Source organism: Antarctobacter heliothermus, from assembly GCF_002237555.1.
GTDB classification, from domain to species: domain Bacteria; phylum Pseudomonadota; class Alphaproteobacteria; order Rhodobacterales; family Rhodobacteraceae; genus Antarctobacter; species Antarctobacter heliothermus_B.
Window position 1 is genome coordinate 1,446,127 of record NZ_CP022540.1, and the last position, 20,755, is coordinate 1,466,881.

General features: G+C 54.6%; 19 protein-coding genes, 1 tRNA gene and 1 pseudogene. 9 read left to right on the forward strand and 12 right to left on the reverse strand.

Features of this window, described 5'->3' with window-relative positions; genetic code table 11:
- Positions 1-57 precede the first annotated feature (57 nt).
- The 5 genes from ANTHELSMS3_RS06800 to ANTHELSMS3_RS06820 all read right to left on the reverse strand — a co-directional run bounded on the left by ANTHELSMS3_RS06800 (position 58) and on the right by ANTHELSMS3_RS06820 (position 5,033).
- A complete protein-coding gene (locus tag ANTHELSMS3_RS06800) occupies positions 58-1,047 on the reverse strand; it encodes an ABC transporter ATP-binding protein (RefSeq protein WP_094034214.1) in 990 nt (329 codons plus the stop codon).
- Positions 1,040-2,056, reverse strand: a complete 1,017-nt coding sequence (locus tag ANTHELSMS3_RS06805) for an ABC transporter ATP-binding protein (RefSeq protein WP_094034215.1) — start codon at positions 2,054-2,056, stop codon at positions 1,040-1,042. The genes ANTHELSMS3_RS06800 and ANTHELSMS3_RS06805 overlap by 8 nt, the downstream gene beginning before the upstream one ends.
- Position 2,057: 1 nt before the next feature.
- Entirely contained in the window at positions 2,058-2,936 is an 879-nt protein-coding gene (locus ANTHELSMS3_RS06810) for an ABC transporter permease (RefSeq protein ID WP_094034216.1), read from the reverse strand.
- Positions 2,937-2,946: 10 nt separating this feature from the next.
- Entirely contained in the window at positions 2,947-3,930 is a 984-nt protein-coding gene (locus ANTHELSMS3_RS06815; protein WP_094034217.1) for an ABC transporter permease, read from the reverse strand.
- Positions 3,931-4,106: 176 nt separating this feature from the next.
- Positions 4,107-5,033 carry a LysR family transcriptional regulator gene (locus ANTHELSMS3_RS06820; protein WP_094034218.1) on the reverse strand — a complete coding sequence of 309 codons (927 nt, stop codon included), beginning with the start codon at positions 5,031-5,033 and terminating at the stop codon, positions 4,107-4,109.
- A gap of 279 nt (positions 5,034-5,312) precedes the next feature.
- Here ANTHELSMS3_RS06820 and ANTHELSMS3_RS06825 point away from each other — a divergent pair, with 279 nt between their 5' ends.
- Together ANTHELSMS3_RS06825 and ANTHELSMS3_RS06830 are read left to right on the forward strand one after the other, a co-directional pair.
- Positions 5,313-6,911: an ABC transporter substrate-binding protein gene (locus tag ANTHELSMS3_RS06825; protein WP_157733425.1), complete on the forward strand. Its 1,599-nt coding sequence runs from the start codon at positions 5,313-5,315 to the stop codon at positions 6,909-6,911.
- A gap of 102 nt (positions 6,912-7,013) precedes the next feature.
- Positions 7,014-8,159, forward strand: a complete 1,146-nt coding sequence (locus tag ANTHELSMS3_RS06830) for an iron-containing alcohol dehydrogenase (protein ID WP_094034220.1) — start codon at positions 7,014-7,016, stop codon at positions 8,157-8,159.
- Between the two features lie 113 nt (positions 8,160-8,272).
- Here ANTHELSMS3_RS06830 and ANTHELSMS3_RS06835 read toward each other — a convergent pair.
- Positions 8,273-8,969: pseudogene (locus tag ANTHELSMS3_RS06835) on the reverse strand (transposase).
- Positions 8,970-9,284: 315 nt separating this feature from the next.
- Positions 9,285-10,313 carry an IS110 family transposase gene (locus ANTHELSMS3_RS06845; RefSeq protein ID WP_094034221.1) on the reverse strand — a complete coding sequence of 343 codons (1,029 nt, stop codon included), beginning with the start codon at positions 10,311-10,313 and terminating at the stop codon, positions 9,285-9,287.
- A 728-nt stretch (positions 10,314-11,041) separates the two neighbouring features.
- On the opposite strand from ANTHELSMS3_RS06845, the gene ANTHELSMS3_RS25440 reads away from it, so the two are divergent.
- From ANTHELSMS3_RS25440 to ANTHELSMS3_RS06870, 6 genes are all read left to right on the forward strand, one after another.
- Entirely contained in the window at positions 11,042-11,182 is a 141-nt protein-coding gene (locus ANTHELSMS3_RS25440; protein WP_157733426.1) for a hypothetical protein, read from the forward strand.
- A 23-nt stretch (positions 11,183-11,205) separates the two neighbouring features.
- Positions 11,206-12,675: a recombinase family protein gene (locus ANTHELSMS3_RS06850; RefSeq protein WP_198319896.1), complete on the forward strand. Its 1,470-nt coding sequence runs from the start codon at positions 11,206-11,208 to the stop codon at positions 12,673-12,675.
- A gap of 44 nt (positions 12,676-12,719) precedes the next feature.
- Positions 12,720-13,331: a hypothetical protein gene (locus ANTHELSMS3_RS25445; protein ID WP_157733427.1), complete on the forward strand. Its 612-nt coding sequence runs from the start codon at positions 12,720-12,722 to the stop codon at positions 13,329-13,331.
- Positions 13,294-14,904 (forward strand): AAA family ATPase, encoded by a 1,611-nt coding sequence (locus tag ANTHELSMS3_RS06860; protein WP_157733428.1) that lies wholly within the window; start codon positions 13,294-13,296, stop codon positions 14,902-14,904. The genes ANTHELSMS3_RS25445 and ANTHELSMS3_RS06860 overlap by 38 nt, the downstream gene beginning before the upstream one ends.
- Positions 14,905-14,914: 10 nt before the next feature.
- The gene (locus tag ANTHELSMS3_RS06865; protein ID WP_198319897.1) at positions 14,915-16,177 is read left to right on the forward strand and encodes an ATP-binding protein; all 1,263 of its coding nucleotides are present in this window, start codon (positions 14,915-14,917) and stop codon (positions 16,175-16,177) included.
- Positions 16,178-16,365: 188 nt separating this feature from the next.
- Complete coding sequence (locus ANTHELSMS3_RS06870) at positions 16,366-17,187, forward strand: hypothetical protein (protein ID WP_157733429.1); 822 nt, start codon at positions 16,366-16,368, stop codon at positions 17,185-17,187.
- A gap of 53 nt (positions 17,188-17,240) precedes the next feature.
- Here the strand turns inward: ANTHELSMS3_RS06870 and ANTHELSMS3_RS06875 are convergent, their stop codons facing one another.
- On the reverse strand, positions 17,241-18,431 hold the full coding sequence (locus ANTHELSMS3_RS06875) for a tyrosine-type recombinase/integrase (RefSeq protein ID WP_094034227.1): 1,191 nt from the start codon (positions 18,429-18,431) through the stop codon (positions 17,241-17,243).
- A gap of 165 nt (positions 18,432-18,596) precedes the next feature.
- A tRNA-Leu gene (locus ANTHELSMS3_RS06880) sits at positions 18,597-18,682 on the reverse strand.
- 150 nt (positions 18,683-18,832) lie between these two features.
- Between ANTHELSMS3_RS06880 and ANTHELSMS3_RS06885 the strand changes: the two genes are divergently transcribed.
- Positions 18,833-19,816 (forward strand): complex I NDUFA9 subunit family protein, encoded by a 984-nt coding sequence (locus tag ANTHELSMS3_RS06885; protein WP_094034228.1) that lies wholly within the window; start codon positions 18,833-18,835, stop codon positions 19,814-19,816.
- An 85-nt stretch (positions 19,817-19,901) separates the two neighbouring features.
- Here the strand turns inward: ANTHELSMS3_RS06885 and ANTHELSMS3_RS06890 are convergent, their stop codons facing one another.
- Genes ANTHELSMS3_RS06890 through ANTHELSMS3_RS06900 form a run of 3 tightly spaced genes read right to left on the reverse strand, consistent with a single transcriptional unit; the run spans position 19,902 to position 20,721 of the window.
- Complete coding sequence (locus ANTHELSMS3_RS06890; protein ID WP_094034229.1) at positions 19,902-20,165, reverse strand: DUF6455 family protein; 264 nt, start codon at positions 20,163-20,165, stop codon at positions 19,902-19,904.
- Between the two features lie 10 nt (positions 20,166-20,175).
- Positions 20,176-20,460, reverse strand: coding sequence for a DUF6455 family protein (locus ANTHELSMS3_RS06895; RefSeq protein WP_094034230.1), 285 nt, complete (start codon positions 20,458-20,460; stop codon positions 20,176-20,178).
- Positions 20,461-20,463: 3 nt separating this feature from the next.
- Complete coding sequence (locus ANTHELSMS3_RS06900) at positions 20,464-20,721, reverse strand: DUF6455 family protein (protein WP_094034231.1); 258 nt, start codon at positions 20,719-20,721, stop codon at positions 20,464-20,466.
- Positions 20,722-20,755 lie beyond the last annotated feature (34 nt).

Sequence of the window (20,755 nt, forward strand, 5' to 3'; positions counted from 1 at the left end):
TGAATAGGCCGGCCTTATGAGCGTAGGGCGGTCCAGCGTCCCATCTGACCGATCACATCAATCGTCCAAATGGCACGCGACCATGTGGCCATCCGATGAAGTCGGCCGCATTTGTGGCACCACAGATCGACATTCCTCGTGGACAAACGGACACTGTGCAGCATAACGGCAGCCCGTTGTGCCCCCTGCATCTTTTGGGGCATCAGGCGCAGCCCGCACGGTTCGGCCTTTTCGCCTCATCATTTTCATCGAGGGGACTGCGGCGAGCAAGGATTTCGTATAGGGGTGTTTAGGTGATTTGAACAACGATATCCGGTCACCGACTTCGACGATTCGCCCCATGTACATGACTGCTATCCGGTCGCACATGTATTGGACCACACCCAAATCATGGGAGATGAAGAGATAGGTCAGTTTGAGTTCTGTCTGGAGCGTCCGCAGCAGGTTTAGGACCTGGGCCTGTATGGCCACGTCAAGTGCCGACACAGGTTCATCGCAAAGAACAAGTTTAGGGCCGGAGGCCAGAGCGCGGGCAATTCCGACACGCTGGCGCTGTCCGCCAGAAAACTGGTGCGGAAAAAGGTTGAACTGATCCGGCCTCAACCCGACCTTTGCCAGTAAATCCCTGGCTTTTTCATCGCGAAGTTGTGGTGAATGAAGGTTCATCACATCCATCGGTTCGCGAACGATCGCACCAATGCGCGTCCGCGGATTGAGCGATGAGTAGGGATCCTGAAAGATGAACTGAAAGTCCTGTCGGATCTTCGTCAGTGCCTTTGCGCTCAACCCGCATAGTTCTTGTCCGTCGAAGAGGATTGATCCTGACTCCGCCTGAACCAACTGCATGATTGCCAATGCTGTGGTCGACTTACCAGAGCCACTTTCACCGACGATACCAAAGGTTTCGCCCCGTTCGATACTGAACGACACATTGTCCACTGCTTTGACGGGGTGGGATTTCCCGAAAATCCCCTCGGATTTCTGCGAGAAACTTACGTTCAGGTCAGTTACCTTGAGCAAAGGGGGTGAAACGTTGTTTTCAACCATTTCCAGCTGTCCTCTGCCCTTGTGGATGCCAGCAAATCAGCTGATGCCCGCCCTCGAACACATGCAGCGGTGGATCACGATCCCAGCACTCAGATGTGGCAAAGCCGCAGCGCGCGGCAAAAGCACACCCAGTCCCGACATCCATCAACGAAGGTACGACACCGGGGATCTCTTCAAGAAACGGTCTTTCCGATCCGGGATCTGTATCGATCTGCGGCACGCAGTTCACCAACCCTTGGGTATAGGGGTGTTGCGGCGCGGACAGGACCTGTGTGACTGCGCCCTGTTCCACGATCCGCCCCGCATACATCACCGCCACACGCGATGCCATCTCGGCCACTACGCCCATGTCGTGAGTGATCAGGAAAATGGATGTTCCGACCTCATTTTGCATCTTTTCCAGCAAATCGAAAATCTGCGCCTGTACCGTGACATCAAGCGCGGTCGTCGGCTCATCCGCGATTAGAACCAGTGGCTCACAGGCCAGCGCAATTGCAATCATCACCCTTTGGCGCATACCGCCGGAAAACTGGTGTGGGTAATCATTAAAACGCTTTTGCGGAAAAGGAATATCGACGGCGGTCAACATCTCAATGGCATGAGCATCAGCCTTTTTCCGGTCCCAGCCGCGATGAACCCGGATCGTTTCCGAAATTTGTTCACCCACGGTCAGGACAGGATTGAGTGACGTCATCGGCTCTTGGAAAATCATCGAGATATCGTTGCCACGGACAGCACTCATAGCCTTTTCTGAAAGCTCGAGAAGATCCTTGCCTGACAGGGCTATCCTGCCGCCGGTCACCCGTCCGTTTGGTTGCGGCAGCAACCCCATGATGGACAGGGCTGACATGCTCTTGCCGCTCCCCGATTCCCCGACGATCCCAAGCGTTTCACCCCGCTTGAGGTCAAAGCTGACCCCATTCAGCACTGTCATCGTGCCTCGCCGGGTCTTGAATTCTACCGACAAGCGATCAACGTGAAGCACGGTTTGCTCTTTTTCTCGGGTCATCTCAACGCTCCCTCAGCTTGGGGTTCAGCGCATCGTTCAGGCCATCACCAATAAGGCTCACGCTCAACACGGTAAGAAAGATGGCAAAGCCCGGGAATGTCACAGTCCACCAGCCATCCAGAAGATAGGGGCGGTTCTGTCCGATCATCAAACCCCAACTCATCACGTTGGCATCGCCAAGTCCCAGAAAACTCAAACCAGATTCAAACAAGATCGATACGCCGATGGCCAGGGTCGCCGACACAATTAGCGGCGGCATGGCATTGGGCAAAATGACCCGCCAGATGATCCGCGTATTGCTGGACCCGATCACTTTGGCCGATGCGACGTATTCCAGATTGCGCAACTGCATGAACTCAGCCCGGGCCAGCCGCGCGGTTTGCGGCCATACAACCAGTCCGATAGCCACGATGATCGTATAGACGGAGGGCGAAAACAGCGTGACAAGTGCCATAGCGAACAACAATGCCGGAAGGACTTGGAAAAACTCGGTCACCCGCATCAGGACGTCATCGACCGTCTTGCCGTAAAACCCGGCAAAGGCACCTACCAGAAGCCCGATAATCACGGTGATGCCCGCAGCACAACAACCGATCAGGATGGTAACCCGACCTCCGTTGATCAGACCGGCGACAACATCGCGCCCCAGAAAGTCAGTGCCGAGCGGTAAATTGGGATTGGTAAGCGGCGGGATTAATGGGCTCGCAATCATCGAGTAGGGGTCCACACCGTACAGGCTGGGCCCGACTGCTGTTATCAGCAGAATGAAGCCAAGTATGATTAGCCCCGATAGTGCTGCCTTATTCTGCCGAAACACCCGCCACCCTTCGAGGAAAGGTTGTTCCGCTGCAGTCACTGAGTGGTTCTCGTTGCGTGTCATGTACCTGTCATTAACCTTGAGATTTTTTGATGCGCGGATCTGCCAGCCGATAGCAAAGATCGGTCAGAAAGTTTGCCGTGATCACGACGATCGAGGAGATCAGCAAGAGGCCGAGAACCGTGGGATAGTCACGCGCAAGAATGGAATCATATGCCAATGTTCCAAGTCCAGGCCAACTGAACACAGTTTCCACCAGTACCGCGCCCGAAATCAGATTGCCGAACTGCATGCCTGCCAGTGTGATCACCGGAAGTATCGCGTTCCGCAAAGCATGTTTGAATATCACGGTCTGTTTTGGCATGCCCTTGGCCCGCGCCGTGCGGATGTAGTCAGAGCCGAGTACTTCTAACATGCTGGCGCGCGATATGCGGGAGTACTGTGCAATATAGATCGTCGACAATGTAAAGGCGGGCAGGACAAGGTGATGTGCGATGTCCAACGACTGAACCATTAATCCACCGTCCAGTCCGAAAGTCATCATTCCCTGCGCCGGAAACACGGGAATCAGCCAAGCGAACAGGATGATCATCATAATCCCTGTCCAAAACACCGGCGCCGCATATCCCACCAGAGAAAGAACGGTAATGATCGCGCTACCGATGCCGCGCGGTGAAACGGATGCGAATACGCCCAGAAGGGTTCCGGTCACTGACGAGAAAAACAATGCAGTCAGCACCAGTAGCATTGTGGGCCAAAGGTGCCGCAGGATCAGCTCCGTGACGGGGGCGTTGTTAAAGAAAGAGACACCCAGATCCCCGTGCAACACCCGCACGATGTACCGAAGCAACTGTTCGTGAACAGGCAGGTCCAGTCCGTAAAGCTCGCGTAGGCGTGCCTGCAACTCAGGAGTGGCACCTCCCATTTCCGCGGCCAAAATATCCACCGGATCGCCGGGTGCCAGATGAATGAGAAGAAAATTCAGTACAATGACCATAACGATCAGAACAACCGAAAAGGCCAGCCGTTTCAGTACTGCACTCGCGATGTTCAACATATGTTTCGCCTATCGTCCGGTGCGAGCAGGTACATGTTGCCACGCGACCTTTCCCGATTTTCCTTGGCCAAGCGTATGAAGCACCCGTAACAAGTTCAAATTCACTTGATTGGTCGCTGTATAGGTTGGCCTTATGTGGATCCGTTTCGCCGCCGCTTCCGGCTAAGGACTTGGCCTTACTTCGGCTCGATCGGATACGCTTTTAGAAAGTCCTCGATCGCAGCGGCGAACAGATCAATCAGGTCGTTCACGATCAGCGACTCCCGTCCGCCGGAAGGCGTACACAGATCTATGCTCATCGGATACTGCGGCGACATCGGGCGGATTTCTACAGCACCCGTGCTGCTGAACAGTTCACCAAGAAACGGATTAGCAACGCCGATTCCGAGGCCCTGAGCGATCATCGCACATACCGTCTCACCGAGGTTGGCTTCAAAGAAACCAGTCGATTGCGTCTTCTGCTCGGCGCGTTGCGCGAGCACGTCGTCGCGAAAGGCGTTGGGAGTCGATAACAGTACAAGAGGTTCATCCTTGAAATCCTGCGTCGTTATCGTCTTTTTTGCAGTTAGCGGATGGTCCGGCGGCATCACGCAGACCATGGGCAACTGGTAGGACTTCCATGTCTTCAGCTCGGGGGACGGGGCCGTTTTGCCCAATATTACCCCCAGATCGCATCGACCGCGTGACAACATGTCGATCGACCGATGCAGTCTCGTGGACTGAAGGTTGATTTCAAGGTTAGGTCGCTCTTTCAGATAGGGTGCCAGAACGCTAGCCGCGAACGAACCTGAAAGCGCAGGAGAACAGGCGAGCGTAATCTTTCCCCGGGCACGGCTTCGGATTTCGGACGCCACCTGATCAATCTGGTTCAACCCAGAAAAGATCTCGTTTGCATAAAAATTCAGCAGATAGGCCTCTTCCGTCGGCACCAATCGCCTATTGTTGCGATCAAAGAGCTTGAGGCCGGAGAAATGCTCAAGGTTTGAAATCAACTGGCTCAACGCAGGTTGGGAAATCGCTATGTTTTCAGCAGCCTTGTTGGCATTGCCAGCCTGAATAACCGCGTCGAGCGCCCTCAACTGCCTAAGCGTGATCTTGGACATACATCGTTCCTTTTGAAGGGGCCTGACACGCCAACATGCGGGTTTTACACCGCTTTTCGCCTGAGCGGGGCGTACCGATGGTTTAGTACAGTATGTATATAAGGTTGGGTTATGTCATGCCCAATCAGTAAAATTAGACATTCTGTCGCCCGTACTTCTACCTTGTTAATGTACGCGGGCGCTCCGAGCGGCTTGCTGTCAGAACCATTAATTTCGTCAGTGCCCAGTTCTGGTAAAACAGCGATTTGTCCGACAGCCCAAATCTCAAGGAGATATAACATGCAAGTATCTGGAGTGCTGAGAAGCGCAAGGACAACTCTGCTTACGGCGGCTGTCCTGGCCGGGACTTTGGCCATTTCCGCCACGGCAGAGCCGAAACCGGGAGGGACATTGAATGTTACGAGCATCTCGAAGTGGCGGACGCTGAATTCTGCCGTTCAGTCCGGGACGGCAACGGGATTGCCCGCGTCCCAAATCTTTGCAGGCTTGCTTCGCGTTGACGAAGCCCTTCAGCCGCAGCCCTATCTCGCTGAAAGTTGGAGCATCGCTGAAGACGGGCTGTCCGTCACCTTCAAGCTGGTCGAAGATGCGAGATTTCATGACGGGGAGTTGATTACCTCGGAAGACGTCAAGTTCTCGCTGTTGGCATCCAAAACAAATCACCCGTTTGGCATGGCCATGTTCGGCACCGTGACGGATGTTGCCACACCTGACCCGCAAACGGCCGTTTTCGAACTTTCTGCGCCGACACCGTCGTTGCTGGCGTCGCTTCAACCGCTCTTCATGCCCGTCTTGCCAAGCCATGTTCTGGATGACGGACAGGAACTGAACACGCACCCGCGCAACAACGAAGACGTCGTCGGATCAGGCCCGTTTAAGGTCGCGAGCCATGTGCCGGGCGAAAAGCTGGAATTGGTGCGAAACGACGACTACTTCATCGAGGGCCGGCCCTATCTGGACAAAATCCTGTATACCCGTTCCAGAAATACAACGACACAGGTGCTCGAACTTGACCGAGGCGCGCTGGATTACTACCCGGTGGCGTTCCTCAGCTCTCAGGACTTTTCCCGGCTAAAAAAGAATCCGGAACTGACGGTTCATCAAGGCGGACACGGTGCGATGGGTCCGATTTTTTTCCTGGAATACAATCTGAGGCAAAAACCATTTGATCGGCTTGAGGTCCGTCAAGCGCTTGCCCACGCGATCGACAAAACACGGATGGTCCAGATTCTGGCCGGTGGCGACGAAGAAGCCATAACCTTTATCCACAAGGACAATCCTTTCTACAGTGACGATGTCCCGGTGTACGAATTCGACCTCGATAAGGCAGCCGCTATGCTGGATGAGGCGGGACTCACTGCAGGCAGCGATGGAATTCGTTTTTCTTTCGCTCTCGAAATGCCGACTTGGGGCCGCAACCGTCAAACCATTATTGCCGAAACCATCAAGCAGACATTCAAGGAGATCGGTGTCGAGGTGGACATCCGCACCCACCCGGACTTTGGCTCTTGGGTCAACCGGGTAACAAGTTTCGAGTATGACGCAACGCTCAACGAAACTCTCGGCTATTCGGACCCTGTTATCGGTGTCCACCGTTCGTTTCTCTGCTCCAACATCCGGCCTGTCATCTGGTCAAACACCGAAGGGTATTGCAACGAAGAGGTCGACAAGCTCCTGCAATTGGCATCGACCACTTACGACATTGACGAGCGCAAAGACTATTACGCCCAGTTTCAAAAAACAGTCGTCGAGGAGCTTGCTTTGACACCGATGCTGGTGCCTAGCTTCTGGACCGTCTTCAATTCTGACGTAAAGAACATTCCGCTGGAAGGTTGGGGGGCATATGGCCCGTGGGACAACGTTTATCTTGATCGATAGAGGGTTTCGCAAGTTGGAAAGCTCGGAGGTCTCGCTGCTTGCCTGCGCGAGATCGACGAGCGACCTTCTACCGCTACCCACACCAGCAAAGAAGTTTGACGCATGATACCGACCGCTAACTGGACCTACCCGACCGCCATCCGTTTTGGGGCGGGGCGGATCTCTGAGATTGCCGAAGCCTGTGCCGCAACTGGCATGAAACGGCCCTTGCTGGTGACAGACAAGGGATTGGCCAATCTCGCGATAACGCATGCCACACTCGACCTGATGGAGGCTGCGGGCCTGGGTCGCGCGGTCTTTTCGGACGTCGACCCCAATCCAACCGATCAAAATGCAGAGGCGGGCGTCAAATTCTTTCGTGACGGTGGCCACGACGGTGTGATCGCCTTTGGCGGCGGGTCCGCGCTCGACTTGGGCAAGGTACTGGCTTTTATGGCAGGCCAAACCGAGGCCCTTTGGTACTATGGTGGTCTAACTGCATGGAATACCCGGGCGAATGCCGACGGGATCGTGCCGATTATCGCGGTTCCCACAACCGCTGGAACCGGTTCAGAGGTCGGGCGGGCCAGTGTTATCACCAACTCCGAAACGCACGAAAAACAGTTCATTTTCCACCCCAAGCTTTTGCCAAGTGTGGTGATCTGCGATCCTGAACTGACCGCCGGGATGCCGCAGATGATCACAGCCGGCACCGGCATGGACGCATTTGCCCATTGCCTCGAAGCATTTTCCTCGCCGAACTACCACCCGATGAGCCAAGGGATCGCTCTCGAAGGCATGCGACTTGTCAAAGACTATCTGCCCCGCGCCTTCGCGGATGGAAATGACATCGAAGCACGCGCGCACATGATGTCAGCCGCCCTTATGGGTGCCACGGCGTTTCAAAAAGGGTTGGGTGCCATTCATGCGATCAGTCACCCGATCGGGGCGGTACATCACACCCATCACGGCACCACCAATGCGGTGGTCATGCAACCGGTATTGCGGTTCAACAGGGAAGCGGTGGAAGAACGGCTAGAACAGGCTGCGGCCTATCTTGGCATTGCAGGAGGCTTTGATGGCTTTTTTGGTTTTGTGGGCGAATTGAACAGGTCGTTGGCCGTCCCACTTAACCTCACCGATCTTGGTGTCGTCGATCCTGATATAGACGCCTTGGTCTCGTCCGCATTGGCCGATCCGTCTGTGTCCAATAATCCGGTCAAGATGAACGCGGAAAATACTCGTGCCTTATTGCTGGAGTGTTTTTGAGGGGGGCTGTTGGGCTCTGTTGCGGAACCCATGCTTTAGACGTGCCTCTCCGCCCCTCGGCTGTGTTTCAAAAGCCGGGTGAAGGCCGAGCTTCCCCCTTTCCGAGGGCGGACTTATCCAACAGCGTCCGTGACGGCTATGCCGAGCGCCGTGTAGTCATTGAGCACGGCGATATGGATCTAAAGATCCGCGACGTGGTGGCCGAAATCCCGCGCCATGAGGTGCTGTCCCAGCAGCTTCATGCAATGCATCCGCTGTCCGAGAGGTTGCGTTTTGACGCGGCTCTGGCGTTAGTATCTGCTCCATCGTTGCCACAAGGCTCCTCCGTTGACAGGAGGCCCGAAAATTTTCTTTCCGCAACGCGGCACCGGCGGTGAGGGTCTGCCACGGCTTGGCATTCTTCCGTGGCGGAATGACAGCCTGCCCTTCAACCCGCGATACGGGATATTTACGGCCAGCGGCCTCTGCGGCGGCTCAGAGTGCTGATGTCGGGCAGAGACCAGTCCAAGCCGACCAGCCCCAAAAAAGACTCTCGAAGAAGCCGGTCGTTTGGTGGAGCGTCATGCCGAACCGCACTTTCATTGAAAGGCACGTCTGGAATGGCAGCCTCGCCATTATAGGTCCGCTGGCGGCGACGCCTGCCTGCCAGCGCGGCATCCCAGCTTATCTCGGGGTCGAGCCAACCTCTCGGGATATTGCTTTGCAAAGCCCTGCCGGTCAATGGATCGTCAGCGAGCCCCGGCGCTTCAGCGCTTTGCTATAGGCCGGCCAATTCCTGGTCTTGTAGGTCGGGTGTGTCGGTCTGCTCATGCAGCCTAGCTACCATGCTGGAATCACGAGATGAATCCATCATAGGACTTGTGCAACATGTATAACCGCCCCTTGCGCAAGAGATATTTTCAGAGCTGATTTTGTCGCGTCATCGGGTGCTGACATGTATCCGGCCTCGTGTGCGGCCATCTTCGTGCCGCGGGCCCGTATGGTGTTCGAGGGTCGGGTCCAGATCAAAGCCGCGTGCTCGAAGGCACTCTGTTGCACACTGGTTCTCCCAATCCCGTCTCACGACGATTGCGCCAAACTGCTCCTTGCCCTCTTCCGCTCCGACGTCCTCGCGCCCCTGACGGCTTACACCGCCACGGCCGGAGCTTTGTAGACGCCACCTCGGGCCATCAGGGCCCAAACGATGCGCGCCATTTTGTTCGCCAGCGCCACCCGCACCAACATTGGTGGCTTGTGCGTCAGCATGCGGCCAAGCCAGGTGCCGGGCTTGGCCGCCGCGTGGACATGCCGCTTTATGATGACGCTGTTAGCCCCGATGATGAGCAAGCGTCGCAAAGATCGTTCGCCCATTCGGGTCGTGGCCCCGAGCCGTTGCTTGCCACCGGTCGAATGCTGTCGTGGCACTAGACCAAGCCATGCCGCAAAGTCTCGGGCCTTACGGAAAGTCTCGGGCGGCGGGGCCAACACCGCGATGGCCGTGGCGATAAGTGGACCAATGCCCGGGATAGTCATCAGCCGTCGGGCCACGTCATTCTCTTTTGCCCGGCGGGCGATCTCGGCATCCAACTTCCCAATCTCTGCCTCGAGGTGGGCGAGTGCCAGAACCAGCACCTTCAAAGTGGCGATGGCATCGGTGGGTATGCTGCTGTCCGGGTTCTCAACGATGGCGATGAGTTTTGACGCGTTGGCCGCCCCCTGCGGCACGATCTGCCCGAATTCAGTCAGGTGGCCACGTAGGGCATTGATCGCCTGTGTCCGCTGCCGGATCAGCAATTCCCGTACGCGGAAGATCATCGCCGCGCCTTGGGCCTCTTCGCTCTTCACCGGCACAAAACGCATGGTTGGGCGAACTGCCGCTTCACAAATAGCCTCGGCATCTGCCGCATCGTTTTTCTGGCGCTTGACGAAGGGCTTGACGTAAGCAGGTGGGATCAGCCGAATGTCATGCCCCAATTTGCCGATCTCGCGCCCCCAAAAGTGGGCGCTGCCGCATGCTTCCATCGCGACAATGCAAGGCGGCAGCTGGCTGAAGAACTCCAACACCTGCATTCTCCTCAGCTTCTTGCGCAGAACTGCACGACCCGACGCATCAGCGCCATGCACCTGAAACACATTCTTTGCCAGATCGACTCCGACCGTGATAATCTCCGACATGACCGCTCCCCTTTGTGGATCCTCACAGACCCACCTTGGCACACAGATGCCGTCGGGGGGCGGTTACATCATCAGAGCTATAAAAGTGGGTGAAGCCAAAATAAATCTGTACCAGTCTTTCCATAACAACATGATGGATCGACTTGATGGTGCCAGGAGAGGACTCGCGAAAACGTCGCAATCCTTTGAAATCAGATAGTTAACCGCCGTGTGGTTTTGCGATCTACCCCAGTACGTACCCCAGGGACTGAAACAAATTGTGAGGTTCGAGTACCGAACCCCGGTTCTAAGGGCGAGCGTCGCCGTAGGCGGCGCGAGAATCACCTGCGAGAGCAGGTGAAGTCACGGTCGCAGACGAGATGTTTTCGGTCAACTATGTTCCGGCATGTTCAGCTACGTTTCCACATACATGACCCCCATACGGGTTGGGGGTGCCGTATGGGGGTTTTTGGGTTTTGATTCCGGCACTCATGGTCATTCGCAATTTTTGAAAACGGGGTTTGCCGAGGTGCCGAGATCGAACCCGCGAGTGAGGGGCGGTGAGCGAAGGGGTGAAACCCCGTTCGCCCTCACACGGCCTCGAGCCTCGTGTCCGGCAAACCCCGTTTTCAAATCCCAAGTAGGTACATTTTCGCCGATCTGCCGCATCCATGCCAGACCCGCTCAGTTGCACCTGGCGCAGCTCAACCGCCCTACCGACCTCCGCCTCTGATCCATAGAATGAGGTGATGGATCCCTTCCTTCAACGTCACCTCGACCTTTGCCAGCGCAGCTTTGAAGACATGCTGCGTGATGGTTCTTGGCCGTGGCTGGATTCGCCAAATTCTGAAGATCTGGTAGAGTCCAAGGATAACAGCCACGATCTATGAAGCCGTGTTTTGGATACATCCGAGTGTCCTCCCAGAAGCAAGGCGATGGGGTGTCACTCGACGCACAGAAAGATGCCATTACGGAATTTGCGAGTCGTGAGAACCTCACCATCATTAAGTGGTTTGAAGAGAAGGAAACCGCCGCCAAGGCCGGGCGCACTGTGTTCGGTCAGATGATGAGGGAGCTAAAGCGCGGCGGCGCGGCTGGTCTCATCATTCACCGGATTGATCGCTCGGCCCGGAACTTCCGCGACTGGGGTGCGATCGGCGAACTATCCGACGCTGGCGTCGATGTTCACTTCGCCACCGAAAGCCTCGACTTCCGCTCTCGTGGTGGTCGCCTGGTCGCGGACATTCAGATGGCGGTCGCCGCCGGCTATTGCCGCAACCTCTCGATTGAGGCGCGGAAAGGCATCAACGGGCGTCTGAAGCAGGGGTTTTACCCGTTCAATGCTCCGATTGGCTACCTGAACCAGGGTGGTGGCCAGTTGAAAAGCTTGGATCCGGTGCGGGCGCCGCTGATCAAACAGCTCTTCGAGTTGTACCTGACCGGCGAGCATTCGATCAGATCGTTGCACCAGGAAATGGTCGCACGCGGCTTCACCAGCCGAGGTGGCAAGCCGATCTCACGCCGAACCGTTGAGAACATCCTCCAGAACCAGTTCTATTGTGGCCTGACGCAGAACGGCCGCACGGGTGAAATTTTCCAAGGCAAGCACGAACCGCTGATCTCGGTGGCGGACTTCGAAAGGGTCGATGCCATCAAGCAAGGCCGGTACACCAAGAAGAAGACCAAGCATGATCATTTGCTGCCCAAGCTTTTTGCCTGTGCCGCCTGCGAAACCGTGCTGACGCCAGAGCGCCAGAAGGGCCGTGTCTACTACCGCTGTCATACAGCTGGGTGTGTTGGGAAGACGGTGCGCGAGGAGCAGCTGGAAATTGCCATCGTAGCGCAGCTGTCCCAGTTGCAGTTCAGCGATGAGGACATTGCCACGCTGCGCCGTCAGTATGAAACGTGGAATGTGCCAGTGAAACTGCAGGCCGAGCGAAAGCACCTCGAGTTGCAACTGGCGGATGTGAAGGATCGCCAAGCCAGGCTGACCGACTATCTGTTGGATGGAACGCTTGATCGTGACGCCTACACGGAAAAGAAGCAAGCGCTGCAGATTGAGATCGCTCGACTGGAAGAAGAGTATCGGAACCTGGACAATAAAAAGCTTTCGACCGTTGATGTCGAGAAATTCTTCGAACTTATGAAAAGCCTTGCCGGGCTTTATATTTCAGCAAAACCACCGATCAAACGGGGTATCGTTGAAAACTGTTTTTCGAACCGGGTGTGGACCGGAGAAAACGTTGAACTAGAGCCGTCTGATCGTTTGATTCGGGCAAGAACTGACGTGCTTGCCCCATGTGGCGGGGGTACCCGAGACACTTTTCGAACTTTCATCCAACTCTTTGACAGCTGCGGAAATTGCAATGCTCTAGATGGCTAGGAAAATGTCTGGTAATGTAAAGTAACGAATTGAGGGAAATTGATATGAAAAAGCTGAAAATTAATCTTGAAAATTGCTATGGTATTGGAAGCTTCGATCACCTTTTCGATTTTTCAAAATCATCAACGTTCATAGTGTATGCGCCAAATGGAACGATGAAGTCCTCTTTAGCTCGGACTCTTCGCTTTTTCGCCGACCGAAAGACAGATCCGCCATGCGATCGATTTTTTCCAGATCGAGTTCCCAAATTCGAATTGATCCTTGATGATCAGCTCACTGAGGGTAATGTCGACATCTTGGTTGTTGATCCGGAGCAACCTGATTATGATGCAGCACACAAAATAAGCTCATTCGTGGCAAGTAAGGAGCTGAAGCGTGCGTATGACGCGATATACGAAGACCTAGAGAAGAAAAAGACTGAGTTTGTTCGCAAGTTGAAGAGGACATCGCAAAGTACTGACTGTGAAAATGAATTCTTTGACGCATTCCAAAATGATGATCAGCAAAATTTCTTCGATTTGTTGACGGTGGCCTTTCAAGCGCTCGGCGAAGATACTAGGCTTTACAAGTTCAGGTACAACGATGTTTTCGACAGGAAAGGCAACGTGAAGAAGTTCCTTGAGAAAAAACCAAGAATACCTGGATCAGTACATTGACTTATATACAGGGCTGCTTCGTCAATCGACAGTGTTCAATAGCTCGGAGAAATCTTTTGGGACATATCAAGCAGATCAGATTGTTAAGTCTATTGCCGACAACTCGTTTTTTGAGGCAGGCCACAGAATTGAACTGGCCGGAAATAAGGTCGTGGGGTCTTCTGAGGATCTACAAGAAATTGTTGCCGAAGAGATCAATCGAATTGTTGGTGACCCTGAACTAAAGAAAATTTTTGACAAGGTTGACAAGGCTATCGGGGCAAACGTCGAGCTTCGCTCGTTTAAAACACTGATTGAAAAGGAGAACCCTCTTCTTGTTGAGCTCAGGGATTACGAAAAGTTCAGAAAAGATGTTTGGCTTGGCTATCTCATTGAACTGAAATCTGACCTTCAGGAGATCTGTGAGTTCTACGAGGCACAGAAGGACGGACTCAAGAAGATTTTCGACGAGGCCAAGAAAGAGGTGTCAATTTGGCAGGAGCTAGTCACGACATTCAACTCTCGATTTTATGTGCCGTTTGAAGTTTCTCTCTCCAACCAGGAGGATGTAATCCTAAAGGAAGATGGGGCAAATTTGGAGTTTGCTTATTCCGATCGAAAACAAGAGTCGGTAAGCTGTGAAAGAAATGCACTTCTAAACACAATCAGCAAAGGCGAGCAGCGGGCCTTCTATATACTTCAAGTGCTCTTTGAGATCGAATCGCGAAGAAGCAAAGCGGCAAGCTGTCTTATTGTATTCGACGACATTGCGGACTCCTTCGACTATAAAAACAAGTACGCGATCATCGAATACATAAAGGACCTGCATGAATCCTCGGACTTCAATATCTTAATTCTTACCCACAATTTTGATTTCTACAGGACTGTTGCATCGCGCCTCTACTTAAGCAGACGGCATGCGGTTCTTATGGGAGCGAAGGATGATGATGGCATCGTACAACTTCTTCGGGGACAATACGTGAACGATGCTTTTGAGCATCTTTCTGGCCGAATTTCCGAAGAAAAGGTATTTGTGACGTTGATCCCGTTCCTGAGGAATCTTGTGCAGTATTCGGGGCAAGAAGATTCCGACGATTTTCTGACGCTCACGAAGTGCCTTCACTTGAAGGATGGATCTGGAGCAATACTGGCCGAAGACGTTGTTCAGATTTGGCGGAATCGGTTTGGCCGATACCAAACCGAGAAATTCGAATTCGGACAAGAACCCGTCATAGACATGATATTCCGTCTAGCTGACGCGATTGTTTTGGAAGGTGACGCTGTTGACGAAATAGTCCTTGAGAACAAGGTAACATTGGCGATAGCAGTTCGGTTGAAAGCGGAAGACTTCATGATCGCATCCATCGAAGACTTAGACCTCGATCAGATTGCCAGTGTTCAAACCGCTGGGTTACTAAAACAGTACAAGGACTGCCCCGCATATGACCCTGAAGCAGGCAAAATCTTGAACAAGGTCTCCCTGATGACTCCGGAGAACATTCACCTGAACGCCTTCATGTACGAGCCACTGATTGATATGTCGGTCAGGCATTTGACCGATCTCTATGATGAGGCGAAGACATTGGGAGCCTAGTGGTAAGTGTATGACAAGATTCAAAAACCTATCTCATATCGACTTCGAAGAGCTATGCCGAGACATCCTTGGAGCAGAAACTGGGGTGCGTTTTTCCGCGTTTGGTCCAGGCCCGGACGGCGGCGTTGATGGCAGGCACTCAAAAGGAGAAGAAGCCACAGTTCTCCAGTGCAAGCACTATGCAGGTTCAACATTTTCAAATCTCAAGGCTTCAGTGAAAAAAGAAGTTCTGAAGTTGTCGGCCTTGAAGCCAAAACGATATTTACTGTGCACATCGCACTCACTCACACCGCAAAAAAGTGATGAAATCGCTGAACTGATTGGTGACTATCTTCAGAGCCCGGAAGATGTTTGGGGGCAAGAAGACCTCGAGGAGGCTATTCGACGCCACCCCGAAATTGAAAAATCTCATATGAAGCTATGGCTGTCGAGTACCGCTGTTTTGGAGCGGATTCTGCATTCCGGATTGGAAACATACACTCAAGCGACAAAGGACGAAATTCTAGGCGATCTCAAAGTTTACGTCCGAAACCCTAGTTTTGATGAGGCTGTGAAAAAACTTGAGCGCGAGAAAATCCTGATAGTCTCTGGTCCGCCTGGTGTTGGCAAAACTACGTTGGCGCGAATGGTGGCCTATCACTACCTCAACGATGGCTGGAACTTTTATGCGATTAATTCACTGGAAGATGGATTCTCGAAGATCGATGACAGCAAGCCAACGATTTTCTTCTTCGACGATTTTCCTGGACGAATTGAACTGGATCGTCAGTCACTGCTTCAAAGAGACACCGCGTTGGCAACCTTCGTTCGAAGGGTAAGAAACTCAAAGAACGCTCGTTTCATCCTTACTACCCGCGCACACATTTTCGAAGAGGCACGGAACCTGTCTGATCACGTCGATGACCGAAGGCTGCAACTGGCGAAATACTTGCTTGACGTAGGTAGTTATACACGGGAGATAAAGTCTCATATTCTATTTAACCACCTGTCTGTGTCCAGCCTGAGTCAGGGTCATTTTTCGTCACTCTTGGAAGATGATTGGCTTAAGAAAATAGTGGACCACAAAAACTATAACCCCCGTTTGATCGCCTCTGTATCGAGCGATTGCCTGGATGATGTCGTTGCAATCAATTACCCAAAGTACATCTATCACGCGCTAGAGAATCCTGATCTAGTTTGGAGTAAGCCATACAGGTCTTTAGATATGAGGTTGCAGAACCTCCTGGTCGCTCTCTTTTTGGAAATCAGATCGGACAGGAAATTGACGAGCTGAGGGAAAACTACTCAGAGTTACACAGAACAGTCAGCGCTTACTACTCTCAGCCAACAAAACCAGGGGATTTCGAGACAGCGCTTCGAGCGCTTGAATCAGGGTTTATTTCAATCTCTGGCAAAAGGGTGATCTCCATTAATCCGTCTGTAAGGGATTTTCTGAAAGCTTACCTGACTGAAAGAGAGTACTTGAACCTACTCCCCCAGACGGCTCGACGTGTTGATTGGGCTGCTTCGGTTTGGAGGCACGTCAAGGGTCAACTAAAAACGCACCCTCCAGAGGTTAAGAAGTTTGTACAGTTGTTTAAGGGTGTCGCCAATCGCATTGAAGAAACGCCATCTCAGCGACATGTCAAATCCAGCAGCAACTTCTATTCAGTTTATTCAGATGATCTTTCTCTTTCAGGCAGACTTGAACTTCTGTTTGATTGGTGGGAGCAGTCTGAGGACGAATACTTTCTCGATAGATGTCTTGAGGTTCTGGCGTCTGGGAAAGTAGAGTTGGTACCATGGCGCGACGGTCGGGTATTAGCTGAGTTGCATTGGCAGGTATCCAACTTTGTTGATTCTGAGATCGCCCAAAAGGATAAACTCTTGAGGCTGATCGAACAGAGACTTGTTCATACAATTGAGGGAGGGCTGCCTGTTGATGAAATTCTATCGATCGTCGAGGCGGTGGACGAATTCATGGCTGACACGGCTCCCGACGAGGTTACCGAAGCACTCGAAGGTGTCGTTGGATACGAATTCAGTGAGACCGAAGAGGCAATAGGTCACCTCAACACGGAAAGCGAACTTTCCGAACACATGGAACACCTTGAGCAGTTGGCAAAGGTGACAGGTATTAATCCAGATTCTGCGCTTAAGGTCGTGTCGGAGAAACTGGTTCAGTACGAAAGGCCTGACTACGATGAGCATAGGGGAAGCTTCACCCGTCCAAAGCAAAGCCAGCGTACTGAGTTCAGCGATGAGGCCTTGGTCAGTCTATTCTCGAACCTGGTTGATCGTTGAAGGCTCCTGATCAGAGTGCTGTTTTTCAGAAAGGAGAAGTGTTCCAGGAGATGTTAGACATCCGTGATTTTGAAAGTTTCGAAAAGATCCGCCCACTCCCGCATCAACTCCACCCGCTGCTCCCAATACGTCGCTCGATTGTACGTTCGACGGATCGCGTTCTTGTCCTGGTGGGCCAGCGCTGCCTCGATCACATCCGGGTCATAGCTCCGGTTGTTGAGGATCGTGCTGGCCGTAGCGCGGAAGCCGTGGGCGGTCACCTCGTCTTTCGTGTATCCCATCCGGCGCAGCGTAGAGTTGAATGCATCCTCAGACAGCCACTTCCGGTTGGAATGGATCGACGGGAACATCAACTCAACACCGTCGATTATCGGCCAGTTCCGCTCCACAATGGCCATGGCTGGTTCTGAGAGCGGCACAATGTGTTCACGACGCATCTTGGTGCGCTCGGACGGGATCGTCCACATTCGCTTGTCTCGGTCGATTTCCTGCTTCCTGGCGCCCCGCACTTCTCCTGGGCGCGTCATGGTGAGGATCTGGAACATGAGGGCATCTTTGATCACGCCAGCACCGGTGTATTCCTCAAGGTCGCGCAGGAACTGGCCGAAGGCTGTCTCGTCGGTGATGGCGGCGCGATTGGTCACCTTAACCGGCAGCAAGGCTTCCTTCACCGCGTTGGTCGGGTCGGTCTCGGCCCGCAGCGTGACGATTGCTAGACGGAAGACACCAGAGAGTGTGCCGCGCAGCTTTTTCGCGGTCTCGCGCCGTCCGCTGTGTTCGACCTTTTTCAGGAGGTGCAGGATCTCTGCCGAGGTGATCTCGGCAATCGGTCGGTCATGCAGTGCCTCGGCCAGTGTATGGATGTGCCACCGCTTCTTCTTGAGCGTGATCTCGGCGAGTTCACGGTCTTCAGCTTGCTGCAGGTACTCTTCAGCAACGAGAAGGAAGGTGGTCCGGGCTTTTGTCTCCGCCTCGATCTCATCCAGACGCTTCTGCACGGTCGGATCAGTACCTTCCGCCAGCTGCACGCGGATGGCGTCACGTTTCGCTCTGGCTTCTCGCAGCGACACGTCGGGGTACGATCCGTGCGCCAGCAATCGCTCCTTGCCTCGGAACGTGTACTTCTGCCGCCAGAGCTTGGAGCCGTTTGGGTTCACCAAGACGAATAGGCCGAGGGAATCGTAGAGCTTGTACGGTTTCTCCGCCGTCTTTGCCTTCTTGATTTTGAGGTCAGTGAGCGCCACTGGGGTATCACCTCCACCATTCCCGCCTGATACCCCAGAACCGTACCCCAAAGTGGTGGGGTATTGGGTGGGGTAGCATGTTCAGCTATGGGCAGGATGATAGTCGCAAACCCCAAGAAAACCTAGGCTTTGAGGGTAGTTATGAGCAGCTATGTGAGGGGTAAGTGGTGCCCAGGAGAGGACTCGAACCTCCACGGCCTTGCGGCCACTGGCACCTGAAGCCAGCGCGTCTACCATTCCGCCACCTGGGCACAGGTGCGTGAGGAGGGCGTTTACGCTTGCCTGCGCGGGGTGTCAACGCGGTTTTTGAAAGAATGTCTGCGCGGCAAACGGGCGCCTTGCCGGGGCGGCGCTGGCCCGGTATTCCTGCATCCGCAGGCTTGGCTACAGGAGAGCGTCCCATGTCCAAACTCGTCACCATATATGGCGGCTCGGGATTCGTCGGGCGTTACATCGCCCGCCGCATGGCCAAGGAGGGCTGGCGCGTGCGCGTTGCCGTCCGGCGGCCCAATGAGGCGATCTTTGTGCGCCCTTATGGCGTTGTCGGTCAGGTAGAGCCTGTGTTCTGCAACATCCGCGACGATGACAGTGTCCGTCGCGTGATGCAGGGCGCAGATGCGGTCGTGAACTGCGTTGGCACCTTCGACAAGGGCGGCAAGAACAACTTTGACGCGGTCCAGAACGAGGGGGCGGAACGAATCGCGCGCCTGGCAATGGAAGAAGGCGTGGCACAGTTGGTGCATCTTTCGGCCATCGGTGCGGATCAGGAAGGCGATAGCCTTTATGCCAAGAGCAAGGGATTGGGCGAAGAGGGGGTTCTGAAACACTTCCCGCAGGCCGTGATCCTGCGTCCTTCGGTGATCTTCGGACCAGAGGACCAGTTCTTTAACCGCTTCGCCGGCATGACCCGCTTTGGTCCGATCCTGCCGGTTGTCGGCGGGGGCACCCGGTTCCAGCCGGTCTATGTGGATGACGTCGCGCAGGCCGCTGTCAAAGGCGCGCAGGGAACGGCACAGCCGGGTATCTACGAACTGGGCGGCCCGGATGTCATGACGTTCAGCGACCTGATGCGGCTGATGCTGACCGTGATTCGCCGCCGCCGTCTGATCGTGAACATCCCCTTCTTTGCCGCGTCGATCATTGGTTCGGTGTCGGACCTTGTGCAAAGCCTCTCGCTGGGTCTGATTCCGGCGCAGATCACCGCCGATCAGGTCCGTACCCTGCGCCATGACAATGTGGTGACGGGAGAGGCCAAAGGCTTTGCTGATCTGGATATCGTGCCCGATGCTGTCGGGGCGGTGCTCCCGGACTATCTGTGGCGGTTCCGTCCGTCCGGTCAGTATCTGGCGATCAAGGAATCTGCGCAGAACCTGCGCCCGCACTGACCGCCGACAATCCAGCCGGGACCGACCGTCCTGTCCCGGCTGGAACCGCCTCGACACAAGCAGGGACAACCTCCTGGCGCCCGCTCTAGGCGCGGCGCCGTAGGTTGGACAAAATCGTGCTGTTGCAGCAACCGGGTGGCGGCGTCGGGGTCAGGTTGGTCTGACTGGCCAGCCAGCGTTCGCAAGCCGTGACCAACGCGCATCCCCGGCAGCGGGTGACCATTCCGGCATAGGTGTCGGGCGCAAGGCTGCCTGTCTTCATCGCGTCGTTCAGGTTCAGTCCCATGACGCGCGCCACGCTTCGCGTCATAAAGAAATGCCGGGCGGGATCGCCAAGCGTCAGGGTCATCACATTTCTCCTAGGGTGCCGTGTCTTGCGTCGCGGCCTTCAATGCGGCAAGGCGCTTGCGGTTCACGCAGGGGGAGGGCAGGGAGCGAGTGTCGCCCCCGGGGCTATCCAGCCAATGACCGCATCCCTCGGCCCAACTGCATCCCCGACAACGGCTCACCAGTCCCGCCCAGTCGGCCTGACTCAGCAGGCCCTCATTGACGGCGCGCACCAGATCGACGCCGGTGGCTTTGGCCATCCGCTGAACACGCCAATAGTGGGTCGTCTCATCGCCAAGAGGCTGCGGGTTGCTCATGTCTCAGTCCTGTTTCAGGGCGCGAAACAGCGTGGCGTTGCGGCAATACGCGGGGGTGTCCGTCGCCGTTGCCGTCTGCGCCTCCAGCCAATGTTCGCATTTTTCGACAGATTTACATGCCGTACACCCCAGTACCGCGTCCTCAAGGTCTGACATCGACAGCTTGCCGCGCAGCATCTGTTCCTCAAGATCGACGCCGTACGCCTGTGCCATGTTGTCGACAAGCGCGGCGTGCCGTTTGAGCGTGGTCTGACTTTGCATGGGTCGGTCCCCCTGGTTCTGGTCCAATGGGGCA